Origin of the sequence: Rhizobium sp. BR 249 (genome assembly GCF_047445895.1) — a bacterium.
Lineage (GTDB): Bacteria > Pseudomonadota > Alphaproteobacteria > Rhizobiales > Rhizobiaceae > Rhizobium.
Window position 1 is genome coordinate 61,002 of record NZ_JARWKX010000026.1, and the last position, 25,174, is coordinate 86,175.

The following is a 25,174-nucleotide window of genomic DNA, read 5'->3' on the forward strand; positions in this document are numbered from 1 at the left end:
TCCTGCGGCCTCGACGGCAGCGTCGGAAATCGAGAAAACACCGCTGCCCCGTAGTTTTCTACCGGAAGCTTAATATCTCCGCGCGAAGCTTATCATTTAAAAGACTAAAATACACCTTCAAGTTCCCAAATTCGAAGTCGTTATCAGGCACTTAACCTTACCGATTGATTAAAAAATCAATAAAAAAACACAATTCTCCATTGAAAACTTAGTTGCGGATTGGCATAGATCCCTGAAGGGTTGTCGTCCGTTGAGCCAGCAAGAACAGTTCTTCTGAAGATTTCTCGTTTTACAGAATACAACGCATCTTTTTGGAAAGTTTAATATGGCCCTGAATATTCTGGACACGAACGGCGCTACAGTTATCAAGACCGGCGCTGAGTTCGAAGCGTACGACGTCATCCGTCACTCCGCTGCCAACCCATCCGCACCTGTGTCTCTCACCGTCTCCGATTCGTCCGTGGCGGATCTGGCCGACGAGCTGGGCTCGGTCTCCGCAAATGTCACCGGCTCGAGCGGCGGCAGCACGATCACGACGGGCGCAGGCAACGACACCATCAATGGTGGTGACGGCGCAGACACGCTGAACGGCGGCGATGGAGAGGATCTGATCTATGGTGGAGCTGGCAATGATACGCTGAATGGCGGCGACGGAGAGGATCTGATCCGTGGTGGAACTGGCCATGACACGCTGAATGGCGGCGACGCCAATGACCTGCTCTACGGCGAAGCCGGAAATGACGTCATCAGAGGCGGCGCGGGCAACGATACGATCTCGGATGGTGAGCAATTCGGCTTTGCCTCTGAGGTTTTCGACATCGATGCGGGTGACGGCGACGATGCAATAACCGTTGCGACACTCGCTTCATTCAATTCCGGAACGATCGACGGCGGTGCCGGGATTGATAGTCTCGAAGCTCCGTCGCTTCGGGGCCTGACGATCAAGAACATCGAGGTCCTTGAAACGGCGGGATGGCCGGTTGCCGGTTCGAGCGCGCAGTTCGAAAGCTTCGACAAGATCGTCTATTCGACCGATCCGACCTTGAATTATAAAGCCGACTTGATTTTGACGGACAGCGCCCACCTCGATCTTTCCGACGAGCTCGGAAATCGCGGCGCTTTCATTGCCGGCTACGCCTCCGGTATTGACGTCAAGACCGGCGGCGGCGACGATGACTTCACAGGCACCGACGGCAACGACATTTTCGACGGCAGCGATGGCAACGACCTCATCAACGGCAATGCCGGCGATGACAAATTGACGGGCGGCGCAGGCAACGACACCATCAATGGCGGCGCCGGTATCGACACGGCAGTCTTTTCAGGCAATTTTGCCAATTATTCCCTAGCGGTCGACAATGGCAGCCGTGTCGTGACGAGCGCGCTGGAAGGCGTGGATACCGTGACGGATGTCGAATTCGCACGGTTTGCCGATGGCGTCTACAATTTCGCCACGCAGACCTTCACGGTCAACAGTACCGAGCCCGGTACGCCGCTGAATATTCTGGATACGCACGGCGCCACGATTACCAAGACCGGCGCCGAGTTCGAAGCTTACGACATCATCCGCGACTCCCAAAGCAATCCTCTCGCCTCGGTCAACCTGATCATCTCGGATTCCGGGACGGTAAACCTTTCCGATGAACTGGGCTCCGGCTCCGCAAATGTGACGGGCTCAAGCGGCGACGATGTAATCACGACAGGCGCGGGCAACGACACCATCTCAGGCGGTAACGGCGCAGACACGCTGAATGGCGGCACAGGAAACGATCAGCTTTATGGCGGTGATGGTAATGACACGCTGAATGGCGGAGATGGCAATGACATGCTCGCCGGCAGAGACGGCGATGATATTCTGAACGGCGGCGACGGCGATGACCAGATCGTGGGCAGCGTCGGAAATGACATCATCAGAGGCGGCGCGGGCAACGATACGATCTCCGATGGTGAGCCCGGCGGCCGTATCCCTGAGGTCTTCGACATCGATGCGGGCGACGGCAATGATGCCATCGCCTTAGATGGATTCACTCCACTGGTTTCCGGAACGATCGATGGCGGTGCCGGAATTGATTCGCTCCAAGCCTCTGAGCTAAGAGGCCTGACGATCAAGAACATCGAAGTCCTTGAAACCGCGGGATATTGGGTTTCCGGTTCGAGCGCGCAGTTCGAGAGCTTTGACAAAATCGTCTGGTCGACCGATCCATTCCACGATTTCAACCCCGCATTGGCATTGACGGACAGCGCTCACGTCGATCTTTCCGACGAGTTGGAAGGCCATGGAGCTTTCGTCACCGGCTATGTCTCCGGCATCGACGTCAAGACCGGCGGCGGCAACGACGAATTTACCGGCACCGCGGGCAACGACATTTTCGACGGCAGCGGCGGCAACGACATCCTCAATGGCAATGCCGGCAATGACAAATTGACTGGCGGCACCGGCAACGACACCATTAATGGCGGCGCCGGCATCGACACCGCGATCTTCTCCAGCAATTTCGCCAATTACTCCTTCGCATTGAGCAATGGCGACCACATCCTGACGAGTGCCGCCGAGGGAACGGATACGCTGACGGACGTCGAATTCGCCCGTTTCGCCGATGGCGTCTACGACTTCGCCACGGAAACCTTCACGAGCACCAATAACGCGCCGACCAATATCCAGCTCTCGAAAACCGCCCTCTCCGAGGACACGCCGATCTGGACCACGGTCGGTCTGCTCAGCGCCAAGGACGCCGATGGCGATACGCTCACCTACACGCTGCTCGACGGGGCCGACGATCACTTCCGGCTGAAGGGCAACCGTATCGTCACCTCGAAGGCTCTGGACTACGAGACGGCCAAGTCGCACACGATCAAGGTCGCCGTCTCAGACGGCAAGACGACCGTCGAAAAGGACATCACGATCAACGTCCTCGACGTCAACGAAGCGCCGGTCAACAAGGCTCCTGTTAATCTCGCCTTCTCGCGCAGCTCGGTCTCCGAGAACATCGCGATCGGCACCTCGGTCGGGCTGCTCACGGCAAAAGATCCGGAAGGCGGCACGGTGAAGTGGCGGCTGACGGACGACGCGGACGGCATCTTCAAGCTCGTCGGCAACAAGATCCAGACCAAGGCCGCGATCGACTACGAAAGCACTCACAGCCTGACCTTCACCGCCGAAGCCTATGACGCGGCCGGAAACACCACCAGCCACGAGTTCACGATCGCCGTAAAGGACGTCTTCGAGCCGTCGAGCTTCCTGCACGACGCTTTGATTTAGTTATTGCCATCGCCCGGACGTGAAAGCGTCCGAAACGGCTTCGACATCAGGAGCGCCGCATCCGGAAGGATATGCGGCGCTCTCGCCTTTTGTAAGCGCAATCGTCCTGGCGTGATTCTCGATGAGACCGCCCGAAGGCGAAGCTCGATCCCTTCGGCAGCGCATATTCCTACCCCAAACTACTTCTGGGGGAATCCGTGCCCGGCTGTCAAATTCGACGCTTCATCCCGTTTTGGCACGCAATCCCGATATGGCACGGCAGCACAAGCATTCGCTAACTTTTCGTCAAGTATCTGAATCTTCGGCATTTCCTGTCATAATAGCAGCTATGCCACAATAATGCCGCTTGCTTTTTGGCCGAAATGCTGGCACCAATCCAGCCACTCGGGCATTTGCATGCCGGTGACTGGACCGATGTGGTAATCCCTTCCGTAACGGGAGGCGGCGCGGGAATACCCGCCTACGTAGACGTTCTTTCCCCGTACGTGACTTCTCCGACTGACCCTTCGTCCCAGACGACCGGGGCGAAAGCTAAAGCCGTCCGCTTCCTTTCGGGGGGGCGGATACTACACAGACTAAGGGAAAAGGACTATCCCAATGGCCACCAAGGGCACCGTAAAATTCTTCAACCAGGACAAGGGTTTTGGTTTCATCACGCCGGACGGCGGCGCGAAGGACGTTTTCGTTCACATCTCCGCGCTGCAGGCTTCTGGCATCCAGTCGCTGCGCGAAGGCCAGCAGGTCACCTTCGACACCGAGCCGGATCGCATGGGCAAGGGCCCGAAGGCCGTCAACATCTCGGCTTCGTAAGCTGGATTATCGCTTCGGCGGCATGGACGGCGCTCCGCAAGGGGCGCCGTTTTTGTTTGCGCGGCAAGATTTGTCGATCGCAAACCTAAGTGTTATATGCGCGCTTAACGAATGATCCCGCCCATACGGCGGTGCGGCACCCGCTTTGAGGCGCCATGACGACAAGGAACGATGAAACGTCGATGACTGAGAAGAAGCCGATTTTCGCCGTGGCGCCGATGATCGACTGGACGGATCGGCATTGCCGTTATTTCCACCGCCAGATCAGCCGGGAGGCGCTGCTTTATACCGAGATGGTGGTGGCCGACGCGATCATCCACGGGCCGCGCGAACGCCTGCTCGGTCATGACGCAGCGGAACATCCGCTGGCCTTGCAGCTCGGCGGCTCGGACCCGGCAAAGCTTGCCGAAGCGGTGAAGCTCGCCGAACCCTACGGCTATGACGAGATCAACCTCAATGTCGGCTGCCCCTCGGACCGGGTGCAGTCAGGCACCTTCGGCGCCTGCCTGATGCTGACACCGGAGACGGTGGCCGCCTGCGTCGCGGCGATGAAGACGGTCGCGACCGTGCCGGTGACGGTGAAATGCCGGATCGGCGTCGACGAACAGGAGCCGGAAGAAGCCCTGCCGGCGCTGATCGCCCGCGTGCTCGATGCCGGCGCCGACGCCATCTGGATCCACGCCCGCAAGGCTTGGCTGAAGGGCCTGAGTCCCAAGGAAAACCGCGAGATCCCGCCGCTCGATTACGAGATCGTCTACCGGATGAAAGAGCGCTGGCCTGACGTCTTCATCGGCATCAACGGCGGCATCCGCACGCTCGACGAGGCCGAAGCCCATCTCGCCCATGTCGACGGCGTCATGCTCGGCCGGGCCGCCTACCAGAACGCCGCGATCCTTTCCGACGTCGACCGCCGCTTCTTCGGCGCGCCGGCCGCCGAGCCGGACTGGATGGCGCTCCGCGACCGGATGATGGCCTATGCCGAGCACCATATCGCCGGCGGCGGCCGGCTGCAGCATGTCGCACGCCACATGGTCGGCCTCTTCACCGGCCTCCCCGGCGCCCGCCGCTACCGCCAGATCCTCTCCACCGACGCCGCCAAAACCGGCGCCGGCCCGGAAGTGCTGGCCGCAGCCTTTGCCGCGGTGGATTTTTCCGGGGCTGAGCAGGAGGCGGTGAGCGCTTAGAGCACGCGCTCCCTCTTGTCCCCCGCGGGGGTCCGAAGGACCTCTCGATTCCCCTTCTCCCCAGCGGGGAGAAGGTGCCCGTAGGGCGGATGAGGGGGCCACACGGCACTCCCTCTATAATAGCCTCCGCCGACACTTCATGCACTACGGTTGTGCCACCCGCCCCCTCATCCGACCCTTCGGGCCACCTTCTCCCCGCTGGGGAGAAGGGATTGTCGCACCGCCCAGCCTTCCTTCTACTCACGACACCTTTGCCAACGCTTGGTAAGCCGCAGCGCGCTCCCTGTTCTGCCGCGCCTTCATCACCAACAGACCCGCAATCACCACCACCGCGACGACACCCACGATCAGCAGCCAGTTGACCTCCCCGCCAAGCGCCGCATTCGAGCCTACGCCGCCCGTTGCAAGCACGGTGCTCCCACCGGCGCTGCGGCGCTGCTTCTTCGCGGCCGCATCCGCCTTGCCGGCCTCCTCCAGCAGCACGGCCTTCGGATCGGCATGCGCCGACGCGGCAAGCCACATGGCAACGCCCCTCGCCTCGACATCGGCGACCCGCTTCGACCAGCCGCCCCGGAAGGTCGCCCAGGTCGTCAGCCCCCGGAGAAAACCGAGGCGCCGCGCGCAGAGCGACTGGATCGCCTTCTTCACATCACTCACCGCCGCCTTCTTCAGCGTCTCGGCGCCGATCACGCCGTCGACATCGGCGCCAACCACCGCCTGCAGCGTCTTGGCCGCCCGCGCCGTGCCGGAATTGACGCCGAAATCGAATGTCACCAGGTCGAGACCTGCCGGCAAAGCCTCGGCGCCGAGCGGCCGCCAATAGTTCCGCTGATAGATCGGCGTCACGTCGGCAAGCGTCAGCCGCGAGATATCGAGATTGGGATAGCTGGCGGCGGCGATGCCGTATTTCGTGCCTTTCAGCGTGCCCTTGCCGACGGCGCCGCCGGTCCAGTTCCCTGGATCGCGCCTGTCCGCCGTGAAGCCGCCCTCGTAAGCCAGCGTGATCGGGAGGCAGGCTGACATGTTTCCTTTGGCCATGGCAATTTTCCCTTCGGATGAAACTGCGCCAACCATTGCCGATGAAGAGTTGTCGGGATCGAACGCCTGCGGCCATCCGCCGAAAATGTTGATGACGGCGGTGGCCGCCTCATCGCTCAACCTTCTTCTCAGCGGCAGCGCCACCGCCCGCCCCGCCGCTCAAAACACCTTGTCCTCATCCACACCCTCCGCGAACGAAGGATTGAGAAACACCACCCGGTCCTCCCCGCCTCTGCGGTCGCGGCTGGCGGTCCAGCCGAGTTTCTTCATGATGCGGCCGATGCGGCCGGCGTGGCGCCAGTCAGCGTCCTTGGCCGCTATGCCGAGGCTTTTCAAAATATCGTACTGGGAGACCGATCTACGACCTTTCAGCGTCGGAACGATTACCTCGACCCAGACGTCGACATCGGTGCGCTTCTCCTGCTCGGCGACCACCGCCGGCTGCTCTTCCTCCTGCACCCACCAGGGGGTCTTCGCCCTGTACAGCGCCACGGCTTCAGCCCAGAGCTGATCGCGATCGGCGGCGATCGCCTCGATATCGATGCGCCCGACCGTCAGCGGCCAGAAGCTGCGCCCGCCCGTGGTATCCTTGAGATAGGGGTTGCCATCGGGATTGATCGTGCCGCAGAGGCAGACACGCCGCGGCGCCTCGACCACCGATCGGCCGTAGGGCGGGCGGAAACGATCTGTCTGCTTGCGCAGAAACTTCTTCACCGCGCTGGTTTCCGAGGCGTTGAAGCGGTGCATTTCCGCGACCTCCAGGCCCCAGATGCCCTGCATCTCCATCATCGCGTCCTTCGAGCCGATATCGGACAATTCGTCGGTGAAGAAATCGTCGCCATAGAGCATGCGCACCGCGGTGGATTTCCGCGCGCCCTGCGGCCCTTCGAGGATCGGCATCGTATCGACCTTGCAGCCCGGCTCCAGCCCGCGCGCCACGCTCGATATCAGCCAGCGCAGGCCGACCGTGCGGGCATAGGCCGTATCCTCGATGCCCATGTAATAGGTCAGCCAATTGTGCAGCCGCGGCCTGCGATCCCAGACCAGGCCCTCGAGATAATCGGTCAGCCGGTCGAAACGCGCATGTTCGGCCACCGTCTGGATGACCGGAGCGATGTTGGCGACCTTGGGCGTCATGTCGTTCGCCTCCAGCCACATGACGGCCTCGCTGTAATCGCGATCCTGCAACGCGCGTTCGCGCCAATTGCCTCTGGCGCGGTCCCAGGGCGGCCGGCGCATCAGCACGACGCCCATCTTGAAGGCGTCGAAGGCGAAGATGCCGGAAAGATCGGGGTGATGCTCGAGGAACAGCGCCCAGTTGCGGGTGGCGCCCGGCTTGATCCGGCCCTTTTCGCCGCGCAGCAGTTCCATCTGCCAGTCATCGTTGGTGGCGATGGTTTTACCGATAGCTGCTGGCCGCGCCTTGTGCGCCTCCGCCACGGGCGGCGTCCACGGCCGCGCCGCGTCACGGATGAAGGCGGAGAGCTCGTCTTCGGTCCAGCCGTCGCCGACGGCATCGGCCGCATCCCAGCCCTTGGGAGGCGTGCGCCCGGAGAGCCAGTCGGTATAGAGATAGGGAGGGGATGCCATGAGTGCTGCGCGCCGCCTATCGAACGACGCCGAGGACACGGTAGCTGCAGCCGAGGCCGGTGAGGATCGCGCCGATATCGTCGGCGGCCTTCAGACCTGAGATCACCCCGGTTTCCGGATGCGGCCGGTCGGCATCCGGCCACATGACGACGTTGCGGCCGGCCAGCGGCGACCAGTCGGCATGTTTCACCCCCTGCGCGCCGCCGGGCCAGGAGACGACGGTGCGTCCCGTCGCAGCTGAGAGCGCATCGCGGCACTTCTCGCCCTCGACCACGAGCACCGCCCTCGCCTCGCCGAGCCTGTCCAAGCCATAGAGCGGGCGCGGCTTGGCAAAGGGAAAACGGCACCAGGTCTGGCGGCCGTCCGCCAGGCGCACCCACATGACCATCGGCGTTTCCTTGCCGCCCTGGCCAAGCTCATGACGCAGGACATAGCCGATCAGGCCGCCGTCCGGCCTGCGATAGGGAAAGACCATCGACGGCGCGAAGCTCCCCCATTCGGATCGCTCGCCCCGTCGCTTCGGATTATAGAGCCGCACCGGCCTGCCGCATTCGATGGGCGCGGAAGGCGGCGCCAGCGGCACGATATCGGCATAGGGATCGAACACCGGCGCCCTCGCGGGCGCAGAATGGGGCCTCGCGGTGCTGCCGCCGAGCATGCCGAGCGCTTCCGCGAGATCGACCCCTTTGATCTTCCTGACGAAATCGATCACGTCACCATGCGCGCCGCAGCCGAAGCAGTGGAAGCGCTCGACATGATCCTTTCCGGGAAAGATGGTGAAGGAAGGCGTCGCCTCGGCATGGAAAGGGCAGCAGGCAGTGAATTCGCGCCCGGCCGGCTTCAGCGCCACCCCATGGCGCGCCGCCACCTCGGACAGGCAGATCTCCCGCCTGATACGTTCGACTTCGGTCATATCCGACCCCTGATCTGGTCGCTGTGATCGTCACAACTTTTGGCGGGTGCTAGCTCGGGCGGCGGATTTGGTCCACGGACCAGCCGTCAACTGCGGCGAGCGGGCGCGATCTCGCCGGGCATCACCAGCCGGTATCCCTGGCGATAGCCGACATTCTCGATGCCGATGCCGGAACCCTCCAGCCGGGTGCGGAGATGGCAGAGCGCCACCTTGAAGGCGGCATACATGCGCGTCGGCGACGGTCCGCCATCGGCATCGTCGACATACATCGCATCGAAAATCCGCTCTGTCTGAACAGGCATGCCCTTGCCGCGCCAGACAGCGCCGAGAATACGCGCCTGAAGCGGCGTCACATCATAACGATCGACGACGATTTCCAGCGTCGGCGCTGCCACCGGCTGCTTGCAGCACGGGCAGTTGATCGGCTCCATCACGGCCGCTCCCGCCCCTACCTTCTCCATGACGCGCTCTTTCCGGGCCGGTTCGACCGTCATGCCCGAAACCGGCCGCTTGGTCGCCGCCGGCGACAATCTGACTTTCCTGTCCACTGCTGTCATCGGATTCACCATCCCTTTCGGTTTGTTCGCCGTCCATATGTCCGGCCTGCCTCTTCTTCGAAAACCTGTGTGCCGCGCCCGCTCATCGCCGCTCCGGCAGCATGTCATCCGCCGAAAGCTCGATGCCGCGCTCGCGCGCCGCCTTCATCAGCAGCAGCTGGTCGCGGCCGCTGATCAGCCCTTCGCTATTGCCGAGCGCACGACTGATCTTCGAGCGGTGACGCCCCATCACCCGCGCCAGCTCCGCCGGGGAAAGGCCGATTTTCTCGTGAACCTTTCGCCATGGAGTCTTGTGGTCCTTTCCGAGCTTTTGCACGTCTGTTCCTCGATTGATGCGATAATAGCAACATATGATGCACCGATCACACCGTCAACCCCACCCAGGCCAAAATGGGATTTTATTCCCGAAATTAAATGTGGCATATTTTGATACGAGCCAGATAAAGGAATATTTTCCTCATTTCTATTGACTCAACCCGCCGGTGTCAATTATCTAGGTTGCAGAACAAAGGGGAAACAACGGGAGTTCCAAATCGCCGGTATCAGTGGCGGCATCCCCGTCGCTCATGCGACTAACGCAATCCGATGCGACGATGTCGCATCCGCTTGCCGTCTGTTGCGAAATCTGCAACAACTCGGTTCCATCAAACGATGTGAGGAACCGGGATGACCGAAATCGATAAGAAGTGGTTTTTCCAGAAGCTGGACGAACGGCAGAAATCTGTCAGGGGCCTTGCGCGGCATCTCAGCATAGATCCTTCGGCCGCGTCGCGCATGCTGTCTGGCATGCGGAGAATGAAGATGGAAGAAGCAAACCAGATTGCATTGTTCCTGGGCGTTTCGCTCTCGGACGTTCTCAATCATGCCGGCGTTTCGGTCGAGCCGGACGGAACACCCACCCGCATCCTGCTGGCGGCTGTCATCAACGAGGCCGGCTCCGTCGAGCGGCTGAAGGAGCCGCGCCCGCTGCCCCAGGCCGTCATCGACCGCGCCAAGGCCGCCGTCCGGGACTTCGTCGACGGCCAGGTGATCGCCGCCCAGGTGCGGGCGGCCTCAGGCCCGCTGTCGATCTGGGATGATGCCGTCATCCTGTTCGGCCACACCGACGAGGTCGAGGCAGCGGCGATCGGCGTGCTCTCCATTTGCCGCACCCGCGGCGGCGAGCAGATCATGGCCAAGGTCGAACGCGCCCGAAAGACCGGCGAAGCCCGCATCCAGACCGCGTCAGGCGCCACCGAGGAAACCCTGCTCGACACCGCCACCCCGGTGCTTGCCGTCATTCCGTAAGGCGAGTGCCACGCGATATCGGCTGCGGCTGCGTCATCGGACACCGCACACCCGCCTCGTCCTCCCAGGCCTCATCGGGAACGCTAACTTCCTCTCCGTCATTCCTGTGCTTGTCACAGGAATCCAGTGCGCCCAAGTCCTTGGGCGCGGGAGAGTCTTTATAACCGTTGAATGAAAGTCTTTCACCGCGCCGACGCGCGGTGGCTGGATTCCTGTGACAGGCACAGGAATGACGGTGGAGAGGTTGGCTCGCTTCCCAAATCTTCCGCCAGTATATTGGGATGCCAGATGATCGGACAGATGCCGCAGCGCCGCTCCCTGTGCAATGTTACCTGACGTCAGCACACCCGCCTCGTCCTCCGAGGGCTCCATGACGCCGAAATCGCCCGCCTAGGACCGCGCGATCGGCACCAGGCTCTTCTTCTCGATCAGACCCGCCACCGAAAACACCAGGATCTCCGTCTCCCGGCCGATCCTGCTGCCGTCCATCAGCCTGACGATGTCATCGACGCCGCCGACCGGGCTGCCGTCGATCGCGAGGATATAATCGCCCTCTTGCAGCCCACCCTTTGCCGCCGGTCCATCCGGCTCGACGCGCCGGATGCGCACGGAGGTCGTCTGCGCCGTGCCGGCCGCGAGCGCCACGCGGCGCGGCAGCACGATCGTATCGCCTGATATGCCGATGACGGCGCGCCGCACCTGGCCGTGGCGGAGGATCTCCGAAACCACGAAATTGGCCGTATTCGACGCCACGGCAAAGGCGATGCTTTGCGCGCCCTGGATGACCGCAGTATTGACGCCGATCACCTCTCCGCCGGAAGAGACCAGCGGCCCGCCCGAATTGCCGGGATTGAGCGCCGCATCGGTCTGGATCACGTCCTCCATCAGCCGTCCGCTCGCCGCCCGCATCGAACGGCCAAGCGCCGAAACGATGCCGGCCGTCACCGTCCATTCGAAGCCGAGCGGGTTGCCGATCGCAATCGCGATATGCCCCCTGCGCAGGCGCTGGGAATCTCCGAGCTTTGCCCAGGCGCCCGCGCTGGAGTTGGCGCGGATGAGCGCGATATCGGTATCGACATCCCGGCCGAGCACCCGCCCCTCGGTGACGAACCCGTCGGGCGTGGTGATGTGCACCACCTTGGCATCGTCGACCACATGGCTGTTGGTGATGATCAGCCCATCAGGCGAAATCGCAAAACCCGACCCATGCCCCTGCCGGCCGCCAACTCTCTCGATCCGGCTGACCGCCGGCCCGACGACATCGACTGCCGCCGCAATCGACTGCGAATAGGCATCGATCAGCGCCCCGTCATTCTGAGGCACGATCTCCTTATCCATATAACCCATTGCCTGATCCTCAGGCGGCAAGAACGGCCGCCCCGCCGCCGGCGAAGCAATCGCGGTTGCGACGTTCGCCATGGCGCTGTTGTATGAGGGTTAGATGGTTGGGCGGTGAGTTGGGTTCAAGTGAGCGTGGGTGGCGGCATACAACGAGACATCAGCGGGCAAACCGGCGCGCGATCATCGCACCGGCATCACCGATCACGATCGCAGGAATGAGCACCAGCGCCATGCTGTGAATATCAGGGGGAACGTCGACCACGACGAGGTGAAAGCCGAACCAGGGATTGATGATCTGGACGAGATAGATCGACGCCCACCAGAGACCGAAGGGAACGACGATCAGCCAGCGGCCGACCCGTGTCGCACTCCAGCGATCGGCGGCCTCGGCAACCGCGATATCGCGCGCCGCCTCGATGCCTTTGATCGCCTGCTCGGCCGCAAGACGTCTCTCATCGGTTTCCGCATCGAGCTTCGCCTTCCAGGCCGAAAGCAGCGGCGCCGTGAACGTCTCCATCACGCCACCGAGAAAAAGCCTGGCAAGCCAGTTCATCGCGCCCACCCGAAGCGGTTGGCGAAATAGTACCAGATTTCAGCGGACAGACCGATAAAGGCGCCGGCGGCGATTTCCGCCATCATCGAAAGATCTGGGTCACTTGAAATCACGTCGCCGATCTCCGGCGAGAAGACGCCCTTCGCCACCAGGGCGGCGGCGAGATAACGCAAGGTAATGCGAATGATCACGCTTGTCATATCGGATGTCTCCTTGGAGCCGAAAGAGTTGAGCACTGAACTACGGAGTAAACTTCGCGAGAGAACCCGACATGATGATCTTGAAGGCGACGCCGGCCGCCAGGACGATGACGGGAGTGAGAACAGCCCAAATGGCCTTGCCGATCCTGTTTGTCAGCTTCTCGACGCTGCCTTCGATCCGCGCCAAGGCGGCATTGATGTGCGGCTGCTGCGCTTCCAGATTGACGACGCGCTCCTTCAACCCACTCATCCTTTCGTGGAGCTTCTCGATCTCGGCTCTGACTTGCTCATCCATGAATTTGTCCGATCTGTTTTGTCGGGCGGAGTTCAGAAGGACCCGAAAGCCGGGAAAGCGACGGGAGCATTTGGAGACCCGATCGAACTCTCACGCCGTCCGTTGATTTTCCCGTTTTCATCGCAAGCCGTATAGACATTGGCATCAGGCGGGCATCCTCGGCACGGTGTAGTCATCCCAGCCTTGGGTGGTAACGATGCAATTGCCGGTGCCAATCGATAGGTCGAATCGCGCCCACATGAGGCCGACTGCCGTGGTGCGCACCTTGGCCCCGATCTGAAGCCGTGTAGAGCCGGCAGCGATGTTGATATAGAGGCTGGCATCGCCAGCTGCGCCAGGCGTCTCCTCAGTGTCGCAGCGGAGGTTAGGCCTGCAGCAGCGCATCCCGCGCCGGCGCAAAGAAACGGTTGCAGGCCCGCGCCTCCACCGTCGGCTCGCTCAGCGCATTGATGCTGTCCTTGCCGATGGAGGCGAGCGCCAGATTGCAGATGGAAATAATGGATGTCATGTCGATCAACCCCGTGGTTGAGCGACCTTAGCGCGTGAATGGTTGCCGGCATGAAACGCCTGCCGACGCCAAAGAGAGCCTCGCCCGGCGTCAAAACGCTCTGTGACTGTGCCCCCCGTAGCTTTACTTATCTGCACATACTCTTATGGAAATCTGTCATATCAATTCGGCAGAAAGCCGGATTAGATACGTACATCAGCACTCGGCGCAAATCTTTCACGCGCGCCCATTTTCAGCCTGCATCAATCCAACCAAGGGAGCCATGCCATGAGCACAGTCACCACCAAGGACGGCGTTGAGATTTTCTATAAGGATTGGGGGTCGAAAAGCGCCCAGCCGATCATGTTCCACCACGGCTGGCCGCTGAGCTCCGATGATTGGGACGCCCAGATGCTATTCTTCCTGCACAAGGGCTACCGCGTCGTCGCCCATGACCGCCGCGGCCACGGCCGCTCCACCCAGGTGGGAGACGGTCACGACATGGATCACTACGCGGCGGACGCCGCTGCCGTGGTCGAGCATCTCGATCTCAGGAACGCCGTCCATGTCGGCCACTCCACCGGCGGCGGCGAGGCAACCCATTATGTCGCCCGCCACGGCCAGCCGCAGGGCCGCGTCGCCAAGCTGGCGATCATCGGCGCCGTGCCGCCGATCATGGTCAAGACCGAGGCCAATCCGGGCGGCCTGCCGATCGAAGTCTTCGACGGCCTGCGCAGCCAGCTCGCCGCCGACCGCGCGCAATTCTACCGCGATCTTCCGGCCGGCCCCTTCTACGGCTTCAACCGCCCCGGCGCGAAAGTGTCGGAGCCGGTCGTCGACAATTGGTGGCGCCAGGGCATGATGGGCGGCGCCAAGGCCCATTACGACGGCATCAAGGCCTTCTCGGAAACCGATTTCACCGAGGACCTGAAGAGCATCAGCGTGCCGACCTTCGTCATGCACGGCGATGACGACCAGATCGTCCCGATCGCCGATTCCGCCCTGCTCTCCTCCAAGCTCCTGCAGAACGCCACCCTGAAGGTCTACGAGAAATTCTCGCATGGCATGTGCACCATCAACGCCGACGTGATCAACGCCGACCTGCTGGCTTTCATCAAGGGCTGATGCTCGCAAAACCGGGCGCCGACAAGGCGCCCGGTCTCTCAGTTGGTTTCCGCCGCCAAACGCCGTTTAGCCGGCAGGATCGGCAAATCATCGGTCGCTTTCTCCCATTTTCCATGAAACCGTTTCCGTCCGTTTGCGTTTCCAAGCCATGACAAGAGAACGTGAACCCTCATCAAAGGCGTATCGGCAGGATCGTTTTGAAAATACCGAGCGAGCCGCCAAGGAAACCATCGAGGCGGAGCAGCGGGCTCGCAGGGAGAAGACGCGGCGGCTGAAAGAGCTGCGTCTGTCGCGCGAAGGCGGCAAGGCTCCCGAAGCGGGATAGATCCCACGCTCAGCAATCGCAGGATCACGCGTCGGCGGCCGGTCGGCGCGTCTTCATCGCTCTCGGCCCGCATTTATCGCGTTTTTCGGTTGTTTTAAGATTTGGGCCTTCGTCCATCTTGCAGAAGAAACATCACGAAATTATCTTCCAGACAGCGATTCACGGACATCGAAAAAGGGTCAGGCGATGTCAGACAAGCTGTTCAGCACACGCGACGAACCGCTCGCCTCCGCGGATCTCGACCTTTGCAGGCGCGTTCACGAAGCCGTCTGCACCGAACTCGAAATCGACAGGTCGAGCGAGCAAGCCGATAATATCGGCGCTCTCATCATCGAGCTTTTCCGGCAGGGCGTTCATGACGAAAGCCAGCTCCGGCTGCTGGCCGGCGGTGCAGCCCGGCCGGGCTGACCATTCTTACGGATAGAATTTCGACTTCTCGGTCTGCGGCATCCGGTCGACCGTGTAGAGAATGCCGTAAAGATCTTCATGCACGCCGATGCCGTCGCTGCCGAGACCTGCGCCGAAGAGCGCCGCATTGTCCTGCACATTGGTCGCGAACACTTCCTTGACCGTCGCCGTGATCGTCCCGTCGCCATTGTCGGTGCGGGCAATGACGGTTCTGGAGGTATAAAGCCCCGGCTGATACTCGAAGGTGATGCGCGCACCATTGGGAACGATGTCGGGCAGCACCATCGTATTCCAGGTGGTCACGCCGTCCTGGTTACCGGGATGGCCGATCACGTTGCCGAGCGGAAAGAGTTCGGCCGTCGGCGGAAAACCGAGCGAGCGGCTGTCCGACCAGTAAGGCAGAAAATCGATCCATCTGGCGTAGCGGCTGCTCGCCTTGATCAGGTCGTTGACCGATTTCAGCGTGCCCGACACCGCATTCCACAGGGTCGCGACCGAAAGGCCGGCGAGCGTTCGATAGGCCGTCGAGGTCGATACCGTCGGCTGGATCGTCACGCCGACGACATGGATGCCCGCGCCGTAGCGCGCCTTCACGCGGTCGACCAGGCCGAATTTGAAATTCGCCCAGGTGCTTGCCGTGGCATTGTTGTCGTTGCGTCCCGACTGGTCGAAGACGAAGGTCCAGGGGTTCAGGCCGCCATTATAGGTGTTCTTGACGATGTCGATCAGCCCCCAGCGAAGCGTGGCGATCGTGCTGCCCGAACCGGCGAGTTCCAGCTGCGATTTCGCGCCCGGCACGCCCATGATGAGCGGCATGGTTTCGCCCCAGACCGGATCGGCCACGTCGAACCAGCGACGCCATACGCCCATATTGCCGCGTTCGTCGGCTGATGCGGCGATCTCCTGGCGTTCGATGAGGCTGTCGGAGAGCACGAGCGGCACCGGCCGCCCGTCCCATCCCTTGGCGAAGATCATCGCCGGGCCATAGGCCAGCGGCTGCGAATTCGAGACGTTGCCGACCGTATTGTAGAAACTGTCTGGATCCCTGTCCGGCGTGCTCGGCGCGTTCGCCGCGGCAAGCGCCCGCACGGAGGCCAGGTCGCCGGCCGCCCAATATTTCTCGCCGCGATGGCGCTGAATGCGATAGCCGCCGATATAGGTGTTGCCGACCGTGCCATGCCAGACGGTGCGGATGCCGAAAATAGACCGCCTCGGCAAATCCGCCGGCAGGCTCACCTCACCCCACACGATGCCCGTTGCCGCGGTCGCCGCCGCTGCGGCAACCCCGCCGAACAGCACCGGATACTCGTTGCCGTCAGGATGCAGGAAGAACACCTCGTCGATCAGCATGTCCGCATTCGGATTGACGGTTTCCTGGGGCGCATTGTTGCCTTGGGTGAGACCGAAACCGACAAAGGGAATGAGGAAGCTGTTGGTGGGATAGTCGGGCGATCCGAAATAGAGTTCGGAAGCCTGATAGTTCAGGCCTGCCGCATAGGTCTGCGTAAAGCCGCCCGGCCACGCCACACGGGTCGCCGCCGGCATGTAGCGGTTCGGATCGGCAACCCAGGGCGGATGCCCGCTGCCGCTAACGGGAACGACCGGCATCCCGTTATAGAGCGTGCGCCCGTCCGCAATGATCACCACGCCGACGACGAGCTGCTCGTTATAGATGACTTCGCTGCCGGAAAGCACGCTGACGCCGAGAACCCGCCGGCCGTCGGTAAACAGCACGCCGCTCTCGGCCTCGCGGATGCCCACCACGCGCTGCCCATTGTGCAGCACCGTCCCGTCGGGAACGATATGCACACCGATCACACGCTGCTCATTGAAAATCTCGGCCATGAGGATGCTTCTTTTTGGAGTGCGGAAGGGAGGGCGATATTCTCTATCGACGTCATCCTCGGCCTTGTGCCGAGGATCTGCTGCGTATCGATCTGCGTGGATGCGCGCATCAGCACGACATCCGGTTCGTGCTGATGCTAGCCCCTCACCCTAACCCTCTCCCCGTAAACGGGGCGAGGGAACGTGCCTTATGGGAGGCGGGCGAGGAACGGAGAGGTTGCGGCACGTCCCCTTCTCCCCGCATGCGGGGAGAAGGTGGCGGCAGCCGGATGAGGGGCGGCACCAGGCGGCGCTGCGCCCTCCCCGTCAGTCAGTTGCCGGCAGACATGACCCAGTCCGGCTGCTGCAACCCAAGCGCTTCCTGGATGCCATTCCCCGACATGCGGCTTGACGCGTCTTCACCCGAGCCAACCTCGCCCGCACGCCGCTCGATCTCCGCCGCGATCACACCATCCGCATCCCTGGCGTTCGGCGCCGGCTCTCCGGAGATCGCTCTCGCCAGCGCCTTGCGCTCTGCCGCCGTCAGGCTCTGCCAGTCCTCGGGGATTTCAGCGGCGCCGGCGCCCTCGCCGCTTTTCGGCCGGACGATCCTGGCGCCGCCCGCCCCCTGCGGGGCAAGGCTCGCCCATTTCGGCCGCCTCTCCTCGTCGTTCCAGAGCTCGTCCGGCACGACGAAGGCGGCGCCGATGTCGCGCAGCTCGCCGTCGAAATAGCCCCTTTCGTTTGCGATCACCTTCACCATGACGGCTACTCCGTCGCCGCGACGACGCCGGCGGTGATCTTGCCCGTCGTCGGCGCCGTTCCCGTCACGTCGTAGAACAGGCGGAAGAAGCGCTCGTCGGCCTCGCGCGGGATCACGTCGATATTGAGCCGCTTGCCGAGCGCGAGGTCGGCGAGCGCCAGCGCGCCGGTGGTGCCGACCTGCTTCGGCGTCGCGAAGGCTTCGTTGTCGTCGACCTGCACCTTCACCTCGAGCGAGGTCAGGTTGTTGAACGCCTCGACCACCTGGATCGAAAGCGGGATCTTCTTGCCCTTGCCGATGTTGCGAACGATGCCGGTGGCGATCGGGCCGAGGTTGATCACATTGGTGCTCGCCGCATCGGCGGTGATCGCCTGCGCGTCGGAAAGCAGGCTCTGCTTATCGAAAATCATCTGAAATGCCTCTCGTTTTGAAGGGAACTGCCCGCCGCCGCCATTGGCGACGGGCCAAAGCCGATCAGGCCGGAATTACACGGCAGCCGGCACCGCCGCCTCGGTGTTGAGGATGGCGTCGGTCTCGCGGATCGGAATGCCGCGATAGGCGCGAACTTCCTTGCCCTCGACGGTCATGTGCGTCAGCCCGGTATAGTTCGGGTTGGCCGCCAGCAGGCTTCGGTCGCTCGACTGGACGTCGAGGATTTCGAGCACGTCGCGGTTCATGTAGATCGCGATGCGGCTCGCCACGCCGTCGCGGCGGCGCGACTGCAGGCGGTAGTAGGCCTTGCGCATCAGCGCCCAGAGGTCGACGCTGCCGGCGAGCATGTTGGACACGTCGATGTTGGCGACGCGGGCGTTGTAGCGCCAGTCCTTCACGAACATGCCGACATGCCAGCACCAGTAGTCTTCCTTGCGGAAATAGGGCTGGCCGCTTTCGTCGAGCACGCGCTGCTCGCCCTTGTCCTCGTGGCTGACGCCCGCCTTGGTGCCCTTGGGATAGATCAGCGAGCTGGCATGGTCGCCCCAGGTGACGAACCAGATCGAGGTGTTGTCGCTGCCCGTGCCGCCGCCGTTCACCACCTGGTTGGCGATCGTGCCGCGCGTGTCGGAATAGCTGCTGTAGCGGGCCGAAAGCCCCTTGAACTTCTCCGGCGTCGTCTCGGTATTGTGGTAGAAGATGCCGGTCGCCACCTCCTGGTTCATCGCCTCCATGAAGGGTGCGGCCGAGGTCAGCCGCTCCTTGGCCGGGTCGGGCGCGAGTTTCAGGAGGCGCACGTCGACGCCGGACATGGCCTCGACGAAGCCGGTGGTGTCGTCGACCTGCTGCATGGTCGCCTTGGATTGCGGAACGCCCTGGTAGAGGCGGCCCCAGGCGACGGATGGCAGGCCGGTGCGGATCATGTGGCGATGCGAGGCGCCCATGTTGCATTCGGTGGCGATCGCGTCGTCGAGAATGGGGTTCTGCTGCGACAGCAGCTCGACAACCGAGCCCTCGGTCGAGCCCTTGTGCATGTCGATCAGTTGAGGGAAGCTATTGCCGATTGTTGCCATGTCTCTTTAGCCTTTCGGTGCATCGTTCGGGAACAGAACATGCGCTGGATCGACGGGCCTGCCCGTGCCTCCGGCGCCGCCGGTGGCCGGATCGTCCTCTCTGATGAGCGCCCCGGCCTTCGCAAAAATACGAATAAGCTCCGGATGGTTGCCGCCACCACTCGCCTCCAGATATTCGCGCAGAGCGGGCGTCCCCATCGTGTTGACGAAGCGGCGGCTGTCGCGCACGGTGCCGTCCCACTTGCGCCCGCCGATCTCGGCATCAGCCTTCGCATCGTCGGCCCATTTCGAAATCGTCTCGCCCCAGACCTTGCCGCGCGCATCCGCACGCGCCGACTGGATGGCGATGAACCGGTCGGCAAGCTTCTGCGCCTCGCTGTTGGTCAGCCCCAGTTCGCGGAATTCAGGGCCGAGTGCGTCGAGCAACTCCTCGTCGACGGCGATGCCGTCGGGCATGGTAAGTGTATACTTACCGTCCTCCGGCACCCGGTCGGCCTCATCGGAAGCCGCCTCATCGCCGTCCTGCCCGGCCTTGTCAGGCGTATTCTCGTCATCGGTCTTGGCGGGCCTTGCCCGATCGTCGCTGCGGCTGCCCTCGCCCGCGTCAGCCCGGCCGGCGCCGCCTTGCTGCGGCACGTCGTCGGGAAACAGCACATTCTCCGGCTCCCCGCCGCCGCTGCCGGCGCCCTCGGCGCTCCAGTTAATGGCCGGGCGGCCGATCCGCTCATGCGTCGACGTCATCGTCTTCACTCCTCTTATTGGTTGCGACCTCGCGGTCGATGGCTTTGATGGTGGCGATTTCGAGCAGCAGGCTCGGGTAGAAGCGCTGGTCGATCTCGTCGAGCTTGGCGATCAGCTTGCGGCCTGCCCCCTGCAGGCCGAGCGTATAATGCGTCGCGCTCACCGCCTCGCCGGCAAAGGCTTCGCGGTAGATCGCGCATTGCTCCAGCATCCAGAACAGCACGCGTTTGCCCGACGGCAGCGAGAAGACCTCGCGGAAGGCGGCGGCCAGTGCCTCGCGCTCCTGGCGTTCGGCGGGCGAAAGGTTTTCGTCGAGTTCGCGCATCAGCCAAGCCCCAGTTGCTGCAGAAGGGCTGCCCCGTTCGGGTTTTCACCGGCGCTCGCAAGCACGGCCGCCGCATCCGCGCCGGATTTCGCCGCCGGCGCCATCTTCGCCGCCATCTCGGCATTTTCGGCCATCTGCTGCTTCTGGGCGCGCGCGCCCCTGCCCATGAAGGCCGATTTGCCGATGCCGTGGCCGGATGCGACCGCGATCTGCAGCGGCTGGAAGCGTGTGGCGGGATCGGCGAGATGATCGCGGACGACGGTAAAAATATCCCGCTGCCAGGCCCGCGGCCCCGCATGCCCCTCGAGCGCCCCAATCCCCCAGTCCCAGGCGCTCAGGCTCCACCCCAGCGGATCGAACTGGCAGTCGCTCGCCAGCTCGATGATCGCCTCGTTCGGATCGCCAGCCCCGCGCTTTCCCATCTCAAGCCCACGCCCCGCCATCTCAGCCCTCCGCTCCGCCGTCTCCAGCCTTGCGCGCCTTGGCGCGCGCCAGCCGCTCGCTCAGCGCCTCCAGCCCCTTGATCTCCAGCCGGTCGTTATAAAGCGAGTGATGCCGCGCCAGCATGTCGAGCGCCCTCAACCGGTCCGCCCGCTTGATCTTCGCCACATGCACCACCTCCCCCTTGGCCTTTGCCGAGGTATTGATCTCCAGCCCCGCAACGCCTGCCGCCGTCCTCTCGTCCCACTCCGAAGGCGCCTTCAGCGCCCCCTCCTCATCGAAAACATCGCGCACGTCGCCGAAGGCGATTTGCGCGATGGCGGAAAGCACCCGCTCGGCCGTAATCTCCATTCGCTCCATCTGCGCCGCCAGCGCTTTATCGATCGCGCCGCGCACCACCTCGTTCGCCATCAGCCGGGTCGGAGCATTTTTCGACCGATCGCTATAGCCTGCCCGAACCGCCGCCTGCGTCGCATTCAGATCCTTCAGATACTCCGCCACGAACAGGCGCTCCTTCGCCGTCAGTTTTGCCATGAATAATCGAGCCCTCGATGAGGGATGATCATAGCGGCGGGATGGTTGGGAACATCAACTCGGCAGCCGTCGCGACCGGCTGATTGCAACGCTGCATCGCAAAATTGATTGATGCGCGGCGGAAAATGTTGCAATCCTGGCCATGAACGGAGGGATTGCAAATATGAGCGATTCTCGCGCCGGTGGCCGCATTGAATGCCTCGATGGCTTGCGTGGCCTTGCCGCTCTCTGGTTTTTGGTCGGACACGCCCATATCTTGACCGGCTTCAAAGTGCCGGTCATCGGAGATCCCGAGCTGGGAGTGGACCTTTTCATCATGCTCTCGGGCTTCCTGATGGTCTTCCATTACCAGCGCCGGCGGGGAAGAGAGCCATGGGAAGCGACGAGCACGTGGGTGACGTTCTGGGTTCGGCGCTATTTCCGAATTGCGCCGCTCTATTATGTCATGCTCGTCGCCGCATTGACGCTTGGGCCCTTCATCTACGATGCGCGGATGGTGATCGATGCGTTCAATGGGGTGCCGCCGCAGCTCGCCAGCCGGTATCTCGACAGCAGCCTGTCGAACTACCTCGCGCATGTCTCATTCCTGTTCGGGGTGAGCCGCTCCTATTCTTTCAGAACGGCCCTTCCGGATTGGAGCATCGGGCTCGAAATGCAGTTCTACGCGGCCTTGCCGTTCATCATGCTGATCGTCGGCCGCGTCGGCTGGATCAAAGGCATTACGGGCGTTGCGGCGCTCGGCGCTCTCGCAGCCTATCTGAGCCACAGGATCGGATACACTTTCGTGATGCCCACATTCCTGCCGCTCAAGATGCATGTCTTCGCGGCCGGCATGCTGCTGGCCGGCGCCCTGTGGACGAATGAAAGGCGCGCTTATCTCTTCGCGGGCTTCGCCGGTTATCTCGTCATCGCCCCTCTCGGCGGCGAGATGGACTGGCTGCATCAGATCACCAGGATCGTCCTGGTCCTGACGTTCTTTGCGCTCATTCACACCGCCCGCCTGCCGTCTGCTGCGGCGAAGATGGCCAGGCCCGTCAGCGAATGGCTCGGCAATCGCTTTTTCCACAATCTCGGTGAGCTTTCCTTCGGCGCCTACCTGGTCCACCTCCTGATCATGCAGCCCGTCATCGCCTATCTCATCGGCGCCGTCGATGTCAGCGCCCCCGTGCGCTGGGCCCTGACGCTGCTGATCACGGTGCCGATCGTCTATGCGCTTGCCTGGGTCGGATACAATTTCATCGAAATGCCCGGCCAGAATATCGGCAAGGAACTGACAAAACCGCGAGCCTCCGCGTAAGAAGCACTCCCGCTCTCTAGACGAGTATGGCCCGCCTGCGCTGGCGGATCGAGGGGCGATCGGCGTTTTCATTCGTCGCGCGTTTTTTGATCTCTCCGGTGGCTGAGGTCACAGTAAATCATTGAGTTTTCTGAGGAATGCTGAGCTTGTTTCTTCCAGCTCGTGCGATACCTTTATCTAGCTGACATTCATCGGATCATCATCATGAATATCAAGCAGATGACCGAGATCGCCGAGCAGTGGCTGACGACGTTCATTCTGAACGAATGGACGTTCTTTCAGCTTGCGATCATCGTGGCCGGATACGGTTTTGCGTCCTTGCTTGCCTCACGCACGGAGCCTGCGATGGAGGCGAAGGCGCGCCGGATCAAGGGTAATCCAGACCTGCTTCGGGTCATCATTGCCCTCATGCGCCGGCTGATGTGGCTTTTCCTCGTGTGTTGGCTGTGGATCGCCAATGTCGTGCTGAGCAAGAGCGCGTGGCCCTCACAACGCTGGCTCGTGTCCACGGCCCTGACGCTGGCGGCGGCATGGTTCGTCATCTCCGTCCTGACCAAAATCATCCGCAACCCAACCCTGTCACGCGCCGTCGCGATCGGCAGCTGGAGCTACATCGCTCTTTATGCCGTGGGTCTCGATGGCCCGGTTCTATCTGCTCTTGACGGGCTCGCGGTCAACTTGGGCGCCGTCAGGCTCTCGCTTCTGCTCGTGCTCAAAGCCCTCGTGCTGGCGGTTGCCTTGATCTGGATTGCCGTCCTCGTCGGCAATGTGCTTTCCCACTGGGTTCAGCTGTCGGCCGACTTGTCGCCTTCCATCAAGGTGCTGATCAGCAAATTCATCAAGATCAGCCTGATCATCATCGCGGGAGCCATCGCTTTGTCGGCGACCGGGGTCGATCTTACGGCGCTGACCATTTTCTCAGGCGCGGTCGGCGTCGGAATAGGCTTCGGCCTTCAAAAAGTGGTATCGAACTTCATATCCGGCATCATCATCTTGATCGACAAGTCGATCAAGCCGGGTGACACGATCACCCTTGGCGACACCTTCGGGTCGATCCGTGACCTGCGCTCGCGGTTCGTTTCCGTCATCACCCGCGATGGCAAGGAGTACCTCATTCCGAATGAGGACTTCATATCGCAGCAGGTCGTCAACTGGTCGTTCTCCAGTGATTATGTCCGCATCGACGTCGATTTCGGGACGTCCTACAACAGCGATCCGCATCAGGTCGTTAAGATCGCCATTGCGACGGCATCGACCGTGCCCCGGGTCGCAAACCAATATAATCCACCCGTCTGCTGGCTGACCGCCTTCGGCGCTTCCTCGCTCGACTTTCGGCTTCGCTTCTGGATCTCGGACCCGGCAAACGGGCTGACGAATGTTCGTGGACAAGTCCTGATGGCGCTGTGGGATGCCTTCAAGAAAGCCGGCATCTCCATCCCGTTCCCGCATCATGAAATCATCATGAAAAGCCCTATCGAGATCAAGCAGCCGGACTGATCTGCTGTCGGGACCGCGGAAACGACATTGCCCCTCGTCGACCAAGGGGCAATGAACTCGGCAAAACCAAATACTCTCGCGGAAAATCAGGGACTCGTCGTCTCGGTGGTCGTGGCAGAGGTTTCGGTCTCATCCACGGTCTGCGTGGCTTCGGTGGTTTCCGTGGTGTTTTCCGTTTGGGTCGGCGTCGTTTCCACGGTCGTGGCCGGGTCGGTCGTCTCGCTGCCCTCGGCGGTTTCGCCAGTCGGGGTTTCGGTTGCCGGGGTCTCGGTCGTCGGGGTCTCCGTCACCGGTTCTTCCGTGACCGGAGCCGGCGCCGCTGCCGCCAGCGCGTCCCTCATCTGGTCGATCGTGCCGACGGCCGTGCCGATGCCGAGCGTGTCCTTGGCCCAGGCCAAGGCTTCGGGGCTGAGCGTGCCGGTCTTGGTTGCCGAAGCCAGAGCTTCCGCCAGGGCGGCGTCGCCGAGAACGGGGTCGTCAGCCGGCGGCGCCACGCCGTTTGCCAGTTCATACTGCGCATAGGCGGTGGCATAGGCCGAAATCGCCGCCATCTTGGGATCTGCGGTATTCATCAGCGCATGGTAATTGCGCTTCAGCGAGTTCAGCCCGGCAAGCTCGGCAGCCGGCTTCTTGGCGGGCTTTGTCGCAGGAGCCGAAGCGATGGTCGTCTTTTTGGTCGCGCCCTTCGTGCTCACGGTCTGCTTGGCCGACTTCGTCTTGCCGGTCTGGACCGTCTTGCCCGAGCTTTTCGCGCTGCGGCCGCCGGTTGTCTTGCCGCTGGAGCTGGCGCTGCCCTTGCCGCTGCCGCTCTTGCTGCCGCCGCCGCCATGGCTGCCGCTGCTCCCGCTCCCGCTGCCGCCGCCGTGGCTCCCTCC

At 62.4% G+C, this 25,174-nt stretch carries 28 protein-coding genes; 9 read left to right on the forward strand and 19 right to left on the reverse strand.

The features are described from left to right. Positions 1-325: 325 nt before the first annotated feature. From QD408_RS21990 to dusA, 3 genes are all read left to right on the forward strand, one after another. Complete coding sequence (locus tag QD408_RS21990) at positions 326-3,259, forward strand: metal-binding protein (protein ID WP_414140750.1); 2,934 nt, start codon at positions 326-328, stop codon at positions 3,257-3,259. Positions 3,260-3,856: 597 nt separating this feature from the next. Further along, positions 3,857-4,069: a cold-shock protein gene (locus tag QD408_RS21995; protein ID WP_003540801.1), complete on the forward strand. Its 213-nt coding sequence runs from the start codon at positions 3,857-3,859 to the stop codon at positions 4,067-4,069. A gap of 182 nt (positions 4,070-4,251) precedes the next feature. After that, positions 4,252-5,253: a tRNA dihydrouridine(20/20a) synthase DusA gene (gene dusA / locus QD408_RS22000; protein WP_414140751.1), complete on the forward strand. Its 1,002-nt coding sequence runs from the start codon at positions 4,252-4,254 to the stop codon at positions 5,251-5,253. A gap of 240 nt (positions 5,254-5,493) precedes the next feature. On the opposite strand, the gene QD408_RS22005 is transcribed toward dusA, so the two are convergent. The 5 genes from QD408_RS22005 to QD408_RS22025 form a co-directional block, all read right to left on the reverse strand. Then, complete coding sequence (locus tag QD408_RS22005) at positions 5,494-6,291, reverse strand: glycoside hydrolase family 108 protein (protein WP_414140752.1); 798 nt, start codon at positions 6,289-6,291, stop codon at positions 5,494-5,496. A 159-nt stretch (positions 6,292-6,450) separates the two neighbouring features. Continuing rightward, the gene (locus QD408_RS22010; RefSeq protein ID WP_414140753.1) at positions 6,451-7,881 is read right to left on the reverse strand and encodes a VapE domain-containing protein; all 1,431 of its coding nucleotides are present in this window, start codon (positions 7,879-7,881) and stop codon (positions 6,451-6,453) included. A 16-nt stretch (positions 7,882-7,897) separates the two neighbouring features. Further along, positions 7,898-8,794 carry a CHC2 zinc finger domain-containing protein gene (locus tag QD408_RS22015; protein ID WP_414140754.1) on the reverse strand — a complete coding sequence of 299 codons (897 nt, stop codon included), beginning with the start codon at positions 8,792-8,794 and terminating at the stop codon, positions 7,898-7,900. A gap of 86 nt (positions 8,795-8,880) precedes the next feature. Further along, a complete protein-coding gene (locus QD408_RS22020) occupies positions 8,881-9,351 on the reverse strand; it encodes a hypothetical protein (protein ID WP_414140755.1) in 471 nt (156 codons plus the stop codon). Positions 9,352-9,433: 82 nt separating this feature from the next. Next, entirely contained in the window at positions 9,434-9,667 is a 234-nt protein-coding gene (locus tag QD408_RS22025) for a hypothetical protein (RefSeq protein WP_414140756.1), read from the reverse strand. A 350-nt stretch (positions 9,668-10,017) separates the two neighbouring features. Between QD408_RS22025 and QD408_RS22030 the strand changes: the two genes are divergently transcribed. Beyond that, positions 10,018-10,638, forward strand: a complete 621-nt coding sequence (locus tag QD408_RS22030; RefSeq protein WP_414140757.1) for a helix-turn-helix domain-containing protein — start codon at positions 10,018-10,020, stop codon at positions 10,636-10,638. 390 nt (positions 10,639-11,028) lie between these two features. On the opposite strand, the gene QD408_RS22035 is transcribed toward QD408_RS22030, so the two are convergent. The 5 genes from QD408_RS22035 to QD408_RS22055 form a co-directional block, all read right to left on the reverse strand. After that, a complete protein-coding gene (locus QD408_RS22035) occupies positions 11,029-11,985 on the reverse strand; it encodes a S1C family serine protease (RefSeq protein WP_414140758.1) in 957 nt (318 codons plus the stop codon). Positions 11,986-12,136: 151 nt separating this feature from the next. Beyond that, positions 12,137-12,532 carry a hypothetical protein gene (locus QD408_RS22040; RefSeq protein WP_414140759.1) on the reverse strand — a complete coding sequence of 132 codons (396 nt, stop codon included), beginning with the start codon at positions 12,530-12,532 and terminating at the stop codon, positions 12,137-12,139. Then, entirely contained in the window at positions 12,529-12,732 is a 204-nt protein-coding gene (locus QD408_RS22045; RefSeq protein WP_414140760.1) for a hypothetical protein, read from the reverse strand. Before QD408_RS22045 ends, QD408_RS22040 begins: the two co-directional genes overlap by 4 nt. A gap of 40 nt (positions 12,733-12,772) precedes the next feature. Then, positions 12,773-13,027, reverse strand: coding sequence for a hypothetical protein (locus QD408_RS22050; protein ID WP_088685191.1), 255 nt, complete (start codon positions 13,025-13,027; stop codon positions 12,773-12,775). Between the two features lie 364 nt (positions 13,028-13,391). Then, positions 13,392-13,535 carry a hypothetical protein gene (locus QD408_RS22055; RefSeq protein WP_414140761.1) on the reverse strand — a complete coding sequence of 48 codons (144 nt, stop codon included), beginning with the start codon at positions 13,533-13,535 and terminating at the stop codon, positions 13,392-13,394. 267 nt (positions 13,536-13,802) lie between these two features. Here QD408_RS22055 and QD408_RS22060 point away from each other — a divergent pair, with 267 nt between their 5' ends. The 3 genes from QD408_RS22060 to QD408_RS22070 all read left to right on the forward strand — a co-directional run bounded on the left by QD408_RS22060 (position 13,803) and on the right by QD408_RS22070 (position 15,372). Further along, positions 13,803-14,639 carry an alpha/beta fold hydrolase gene (locus tag QD408_RS22060; protein ID WP_414140762.1) on the forward strand — a complete coding sequence of 279 codons (837 nt, stop codon included), beginning with the start codon at positions 13,803-13,805 and terminating at the stop codon, positions 14,637-14,639. A 148-nt stretch (positions 14,640-14,787) separates the two neighbouring features. Continuing rightward, positions 14,788-14,964, forward strand: coding sequence for a hypothetical protein (locus tag QD408_RS22065; protein WP_190237525.1), 177 nt, complete (start codon positions 14,788-14,790; stop codon positions 14,962-14,964). A 186-nt stretch (positions 14,965-15,150) separates the two neighbouring features. Then, positions 15,151-15,372, forward strand: a complete 222-nt coding sequence (locus QD408_RS22070) for a hypothetical protein (protein WP_414140763.1) — start codon at positions 15,151-15,153, stop codon at positions 15,370-15,372. A gap of 6 nt (positions 15,373-15,378) precedes the next feature. On the opposite strand, the gene QD408_RS22075 is transcribed toward QD408_RS22070, so the two are convergent. The 8 genes from QD408_RS22075 to QD408_RS22110 all read right to left on the reverse strand — a co-directional run bounded on the left by QD408_RS22075 (position 15,379) and on the right by QD408_RS22110 (position 21,505). Next, the gene (locus tag QD408_RS22075) at positions 15,379-16,980 is read right to left on the reverse strand and encodes a hypothetical protein (protein ID WP_414140776.1); all 1,602 of its coding nucleotides are present in this window, start codon (positions 16,978-16,980) and stop codon (positions 15,379-15,381) included. Positions 16,981-17,527: 547 nt separating this feature from the next. Then, positions 17,528-17,959 (reverse strand): hypothetical protein, encoded by a 432-nt coding sequence (locus QD408_RS22080; RefSeq protein WP_414140764.1) that lies wholly within the window; start codon positions 17,957-17,959, stop codon positions 17,528-17,530. A 5-nt stretch (positions 17,960-17,964) separates the two neighbouring features. Then, a complete protein-coding gene (locus QD408_RS22085; protein WP_414140765.1) occupies positions 17,965-18,369 on the reverse strand; it encodes a Bbp16 family capsid cement protein in 405 nt (134 codons plus the stop codon). Positions 18,370-18,444: 75 nt separating this feature from the next. Continuing rightward, positions 18,445-19,464, reverse strand: coding sequence for a major capsid protein (locus QD408_RS22090; RefSeq protein WP_008535504.1), 1,020 nt, complete (start codon positions 19,462-19,464; stop codon positions 18,445-18,447). Between the two features lie 6 nt (positions 19,465-19,470). Further along, positions 19,471-20,205, reverse strand: coding sequence for a hypothetical protein (locus QD408_RS22095; protein WP_414140766.1), 735 nt, complete (start codon positions 20,203-20,205; stop codon positions 19,471-19,473). Continuing rightward, entirely contained in the window at positions 20,189-20,530 is a 342-nt protein-coding gene (locus tag QD408_RS22100) for a hypothetical protein (RefSeq protein ID WP_414140767.1), read from the reverse strand. Before QD408_RS22100 ends, QD408_RS22095 begins: the two co-directional genes overlap by 17 nt. Next, positions 20,530-20,973 carry a hypothetical protein gene (locus tag QD408_RS22105; RefSeq protein WP_414140768.1) on the reverse strand — a complete coding sequence of 148 codons (444 nt, stop codon included), beginning with the start codon at positions 20,971-20,973 and terminating at the stop codon, positions 20,530-20,532. The genes QD408_RS22100 and QD408_RS22105 overlap by 1 nt, the downstream gene beginning before the upstream one ends. Position 20,974: 1 nt before the next feature. Then, positions 20,975-21,505: a terminase small subunit gene (locus QD408_RS22110; protein ID WP_414140769.1), complete on the reverse strand. Its 531-nt coding sequence runs from the start codon at positions 21,503-21,505 to the stop codon at positions 20,975-20,977. 163 nt (positions 21,506-21,668) lie between these two features. Between QD408_RS22110 and QD408_RS22115 the strand changes: the two genes are divergently transcribed. Together QD408_RS22115 and QD408_RS22120 are read left to right on the forward strand one after the other, a co-directional pair. After that, positions 21,669-22,802 carry an acyltransferase family protein gene (locus QD408_RS22115; RefSeq protein ID WP_414140770.1) on the forward strand — a complete coding sequence of 378 codons (1,134 nt, stop codon included), beginning with the start codon at positions 21,669-21,671 and terminating at the stop codon, positions 22,800-22,802. A 204-nt stretch (positions 22,803-23,006) separates the two neighbouring features. After that, positions 23,007-24,299: a mechanosensitive ion channel family protein gene (locus tag QD408_RS22120; RefSeq protein WP_088685209.1), complete on the forward strand. Its 1,293-nt coding sequence runs from the start codon at positions 23,007-23,009 to the stop codon at positions 24,297-24,299. An 86-nt stretch (positions 24,300-24,385) separates the two neighbouring features. Here QD408_RS22120 and QD408_RS22125 read toward each other — a convergent pair. After that, positions 24,386-25,174: hypothetical protein (locus QD408_RS22125; RefSeq protein ID WP_414140771.1), on the reverse strand; the 789-nt coding region annotated here is incomplete at its 5' end.

What these genes read in the sequence shown, in the direction of transcription:
- QD408_RS21995 (WP_003540801.1), top strand. Translation starts at nt 3,857, where the DNA reads ATGGCCACCAAGGGCACCGTAAAATTCTTCAACCAGGACAAGGGTTTT.
- QD408_RS22050 (WP_088685191.1), bottom strand. Translation starts at nt 13,027, where the DNA reads ATGGATGAGCAAGTCAGAGCCGAGATCGAGAAGCTCCACGAAAGGATG.
- QD408_RS22070 (WP_414140763.1), top strand. Translation starts at nt 15,151, where the DNA reads ATGTCAGACAAGCTGTTCAGCACACGCGACGAACCGCTCGCCTCCGCG.
- QD408_RS22045 (WP_414140760.1), bottom strand. Translation starts at nt 12,732, where the DNA reads ATGACAAGCGTGATCATTCGCATTACCTTGCGTTATCTCGCCGCCGCC.
- QD408_RS22015 (WP_414140754.1), bottom strand. Translation starts at nt 8,794, where the DNA reads ATGACCGAAGTCGAACGTATCAGGCGGGAGATCTGCCTGTCCGAGGTG.
- QD408_RS22065 (WP_190237525.1), top strand. Translation starts at nt 14,788, where the DNA reads ATGACAAGAGAACGTGAACCCTCATCAAAGGCGTATCGGCAGGATCGT.
- QD408_RS22060 (WP_414140762.1), top strand. Translation starts at nt 13,803, where the DNA reads ATGAGCACAGTCACCACCAAGGACGGCGTTGAGATTTTCTATAAGGAT.
- QD408_RS22090 (WP_008535504.1), bottom strand. Translation starts at nt 19,464, where the DNA reads ATGGCAACAATCGGCAATAGCTTCCCTCAACTGATCGACATGCACAAG.
- QD408_RS22095 (WP_414140766.1), bottom strand. Translation starts at nt 20,205, where the DNA reads ATGACGTCGACGCATGAGCGGATCGGCCGCCCGGCCATTAACTGGAGC.
- QD408_RS22110 (WP_414140769.1), bottom strand. Translation starts at nt 21,505, where the DNA reads ATGGCAAAACTGACGGCGAAGGAGCGCCTGTTCGTGGCGGAGTATCTG.
- QD408_RS22020 (WP_414140755.1), bottom strand. Translation starts at nt 9,351, where the DNA reads ATGACAGCAGTGGACAGGAAAGTCAGATTGTCGCCGGCGGCGACCAAG.
- QD408_RS22030 (WP_414140757.1), top strand. Translation starts at nt 10,018, where the DNA reads ATGACCGAAATCGATAAGAAGTGGTTTTTCCAGAAGCTGGACGAACGG.
- QD408_RS22115 (WP_414140770.1), top strand. Translation starts at nt 21,669, where the DNA reads ATGAGCGATTCTCGCGCCGGTGGCCGCATTGAATGCCTCGATGGCTTG.
- QD408_RS22035 (WP_414140758.1), bottom strand. Translation starts at nt 11,985, where the DNA reads ATGGGTTATATGGATAAGGAGATCGTGCCTCAGAATGACGGGGCGCTG.
- QD408_RS22005 (WP_414140752.1), bottom strand. Translation starts at nt 6,291, where the DNA reads ATGGCCAAAGGAAACATGTCAGCCTGCCTCCCGATCACGCTGGCTTAC.
- QD408_RS22120 (WP_088685209.1), top strand. Translation starts at nt 23,007, where the DNA reads ATGAATATCAAGCAGATGACCGAGATCGCCGAGCAGTGGCTGACGACG.
- QD408_RS22100 (WP_414140767.1), bottom strand. Translation starts at nt 20,530, where the DNA reads ATGCGCGAACTCGACGAAAACCTTTCGCCCGCCGAACGCCAGGAGCGC.
- QD408_RS22040 (WP_414140759.1), bottom strand. Translation starts at nt 12,532, where the DNA reads ATGAACTGGCTTGCCAGGCTTTTTCTCGGTGGCGTGATGGAGACGTTC.
- QD408_RS22055 (WP_414140761.1), bottom strand. Translation starts at nt 13,535, where the DNA reads ATGACATCCATTATTTCCATCTGCAATCTGGCGCTCGCCTCCATCGGC.
- QD408_RS22085 (WP_414140765.1), bottom strand. Translation starts at nt 18,369, where the DNA reads ATGATTTTCGATAAGCAGAGCCTGCTTTCCGACGCGCAGGCGATCACC.
- QD408_RS22010 (WP_414140753.1), bottom strand. Translation starts at nt 7,881, where the DNA reads ATGGCATCCCCTCCCTATCTCTATACCGACTGGCTCTCCGGGCGCACG.
- dusA (WP_414140751.1), top strand. Translation starts at nt 4,252, where the DNA reads ATGACTGAGAAGAAGCCGATTTTCGCCGTGGCGCCGATGATCGACTGG.
- QD408_RS22080 (WP_414140764.1), bottom strand. Translation starts at nt 17,959, where the DNA reads ATGGTGAAGGTGATCGCAAACGAAAGGGGCTATTTCGACGGCGAGCTG.
- QD408_RS22075 (WP_414140776.1), bottom strand. Translation starts at nt 16,980, where the DNA reads ATGCCGGTCGTTCCCGTTAGCGGCAGCGGGCATCCGCCCTGGGTTGCC.
- QD408_RS22105 (WP_414140768.1), bottom strand. Translation starts at nt 20,973, where the DNA reads ATGGCGGGGCGTGGGCTTGAGATGGGAAAGCGCGGGGCTGGCGATCCG.
- QD408_RS21990 (WP_414140750.1), top strand. Translation starts at nt 326, where the DNA reads ATGGCCCTGAATATTCTGGACACGAACGGCGCTACAGTTATCAAGACC.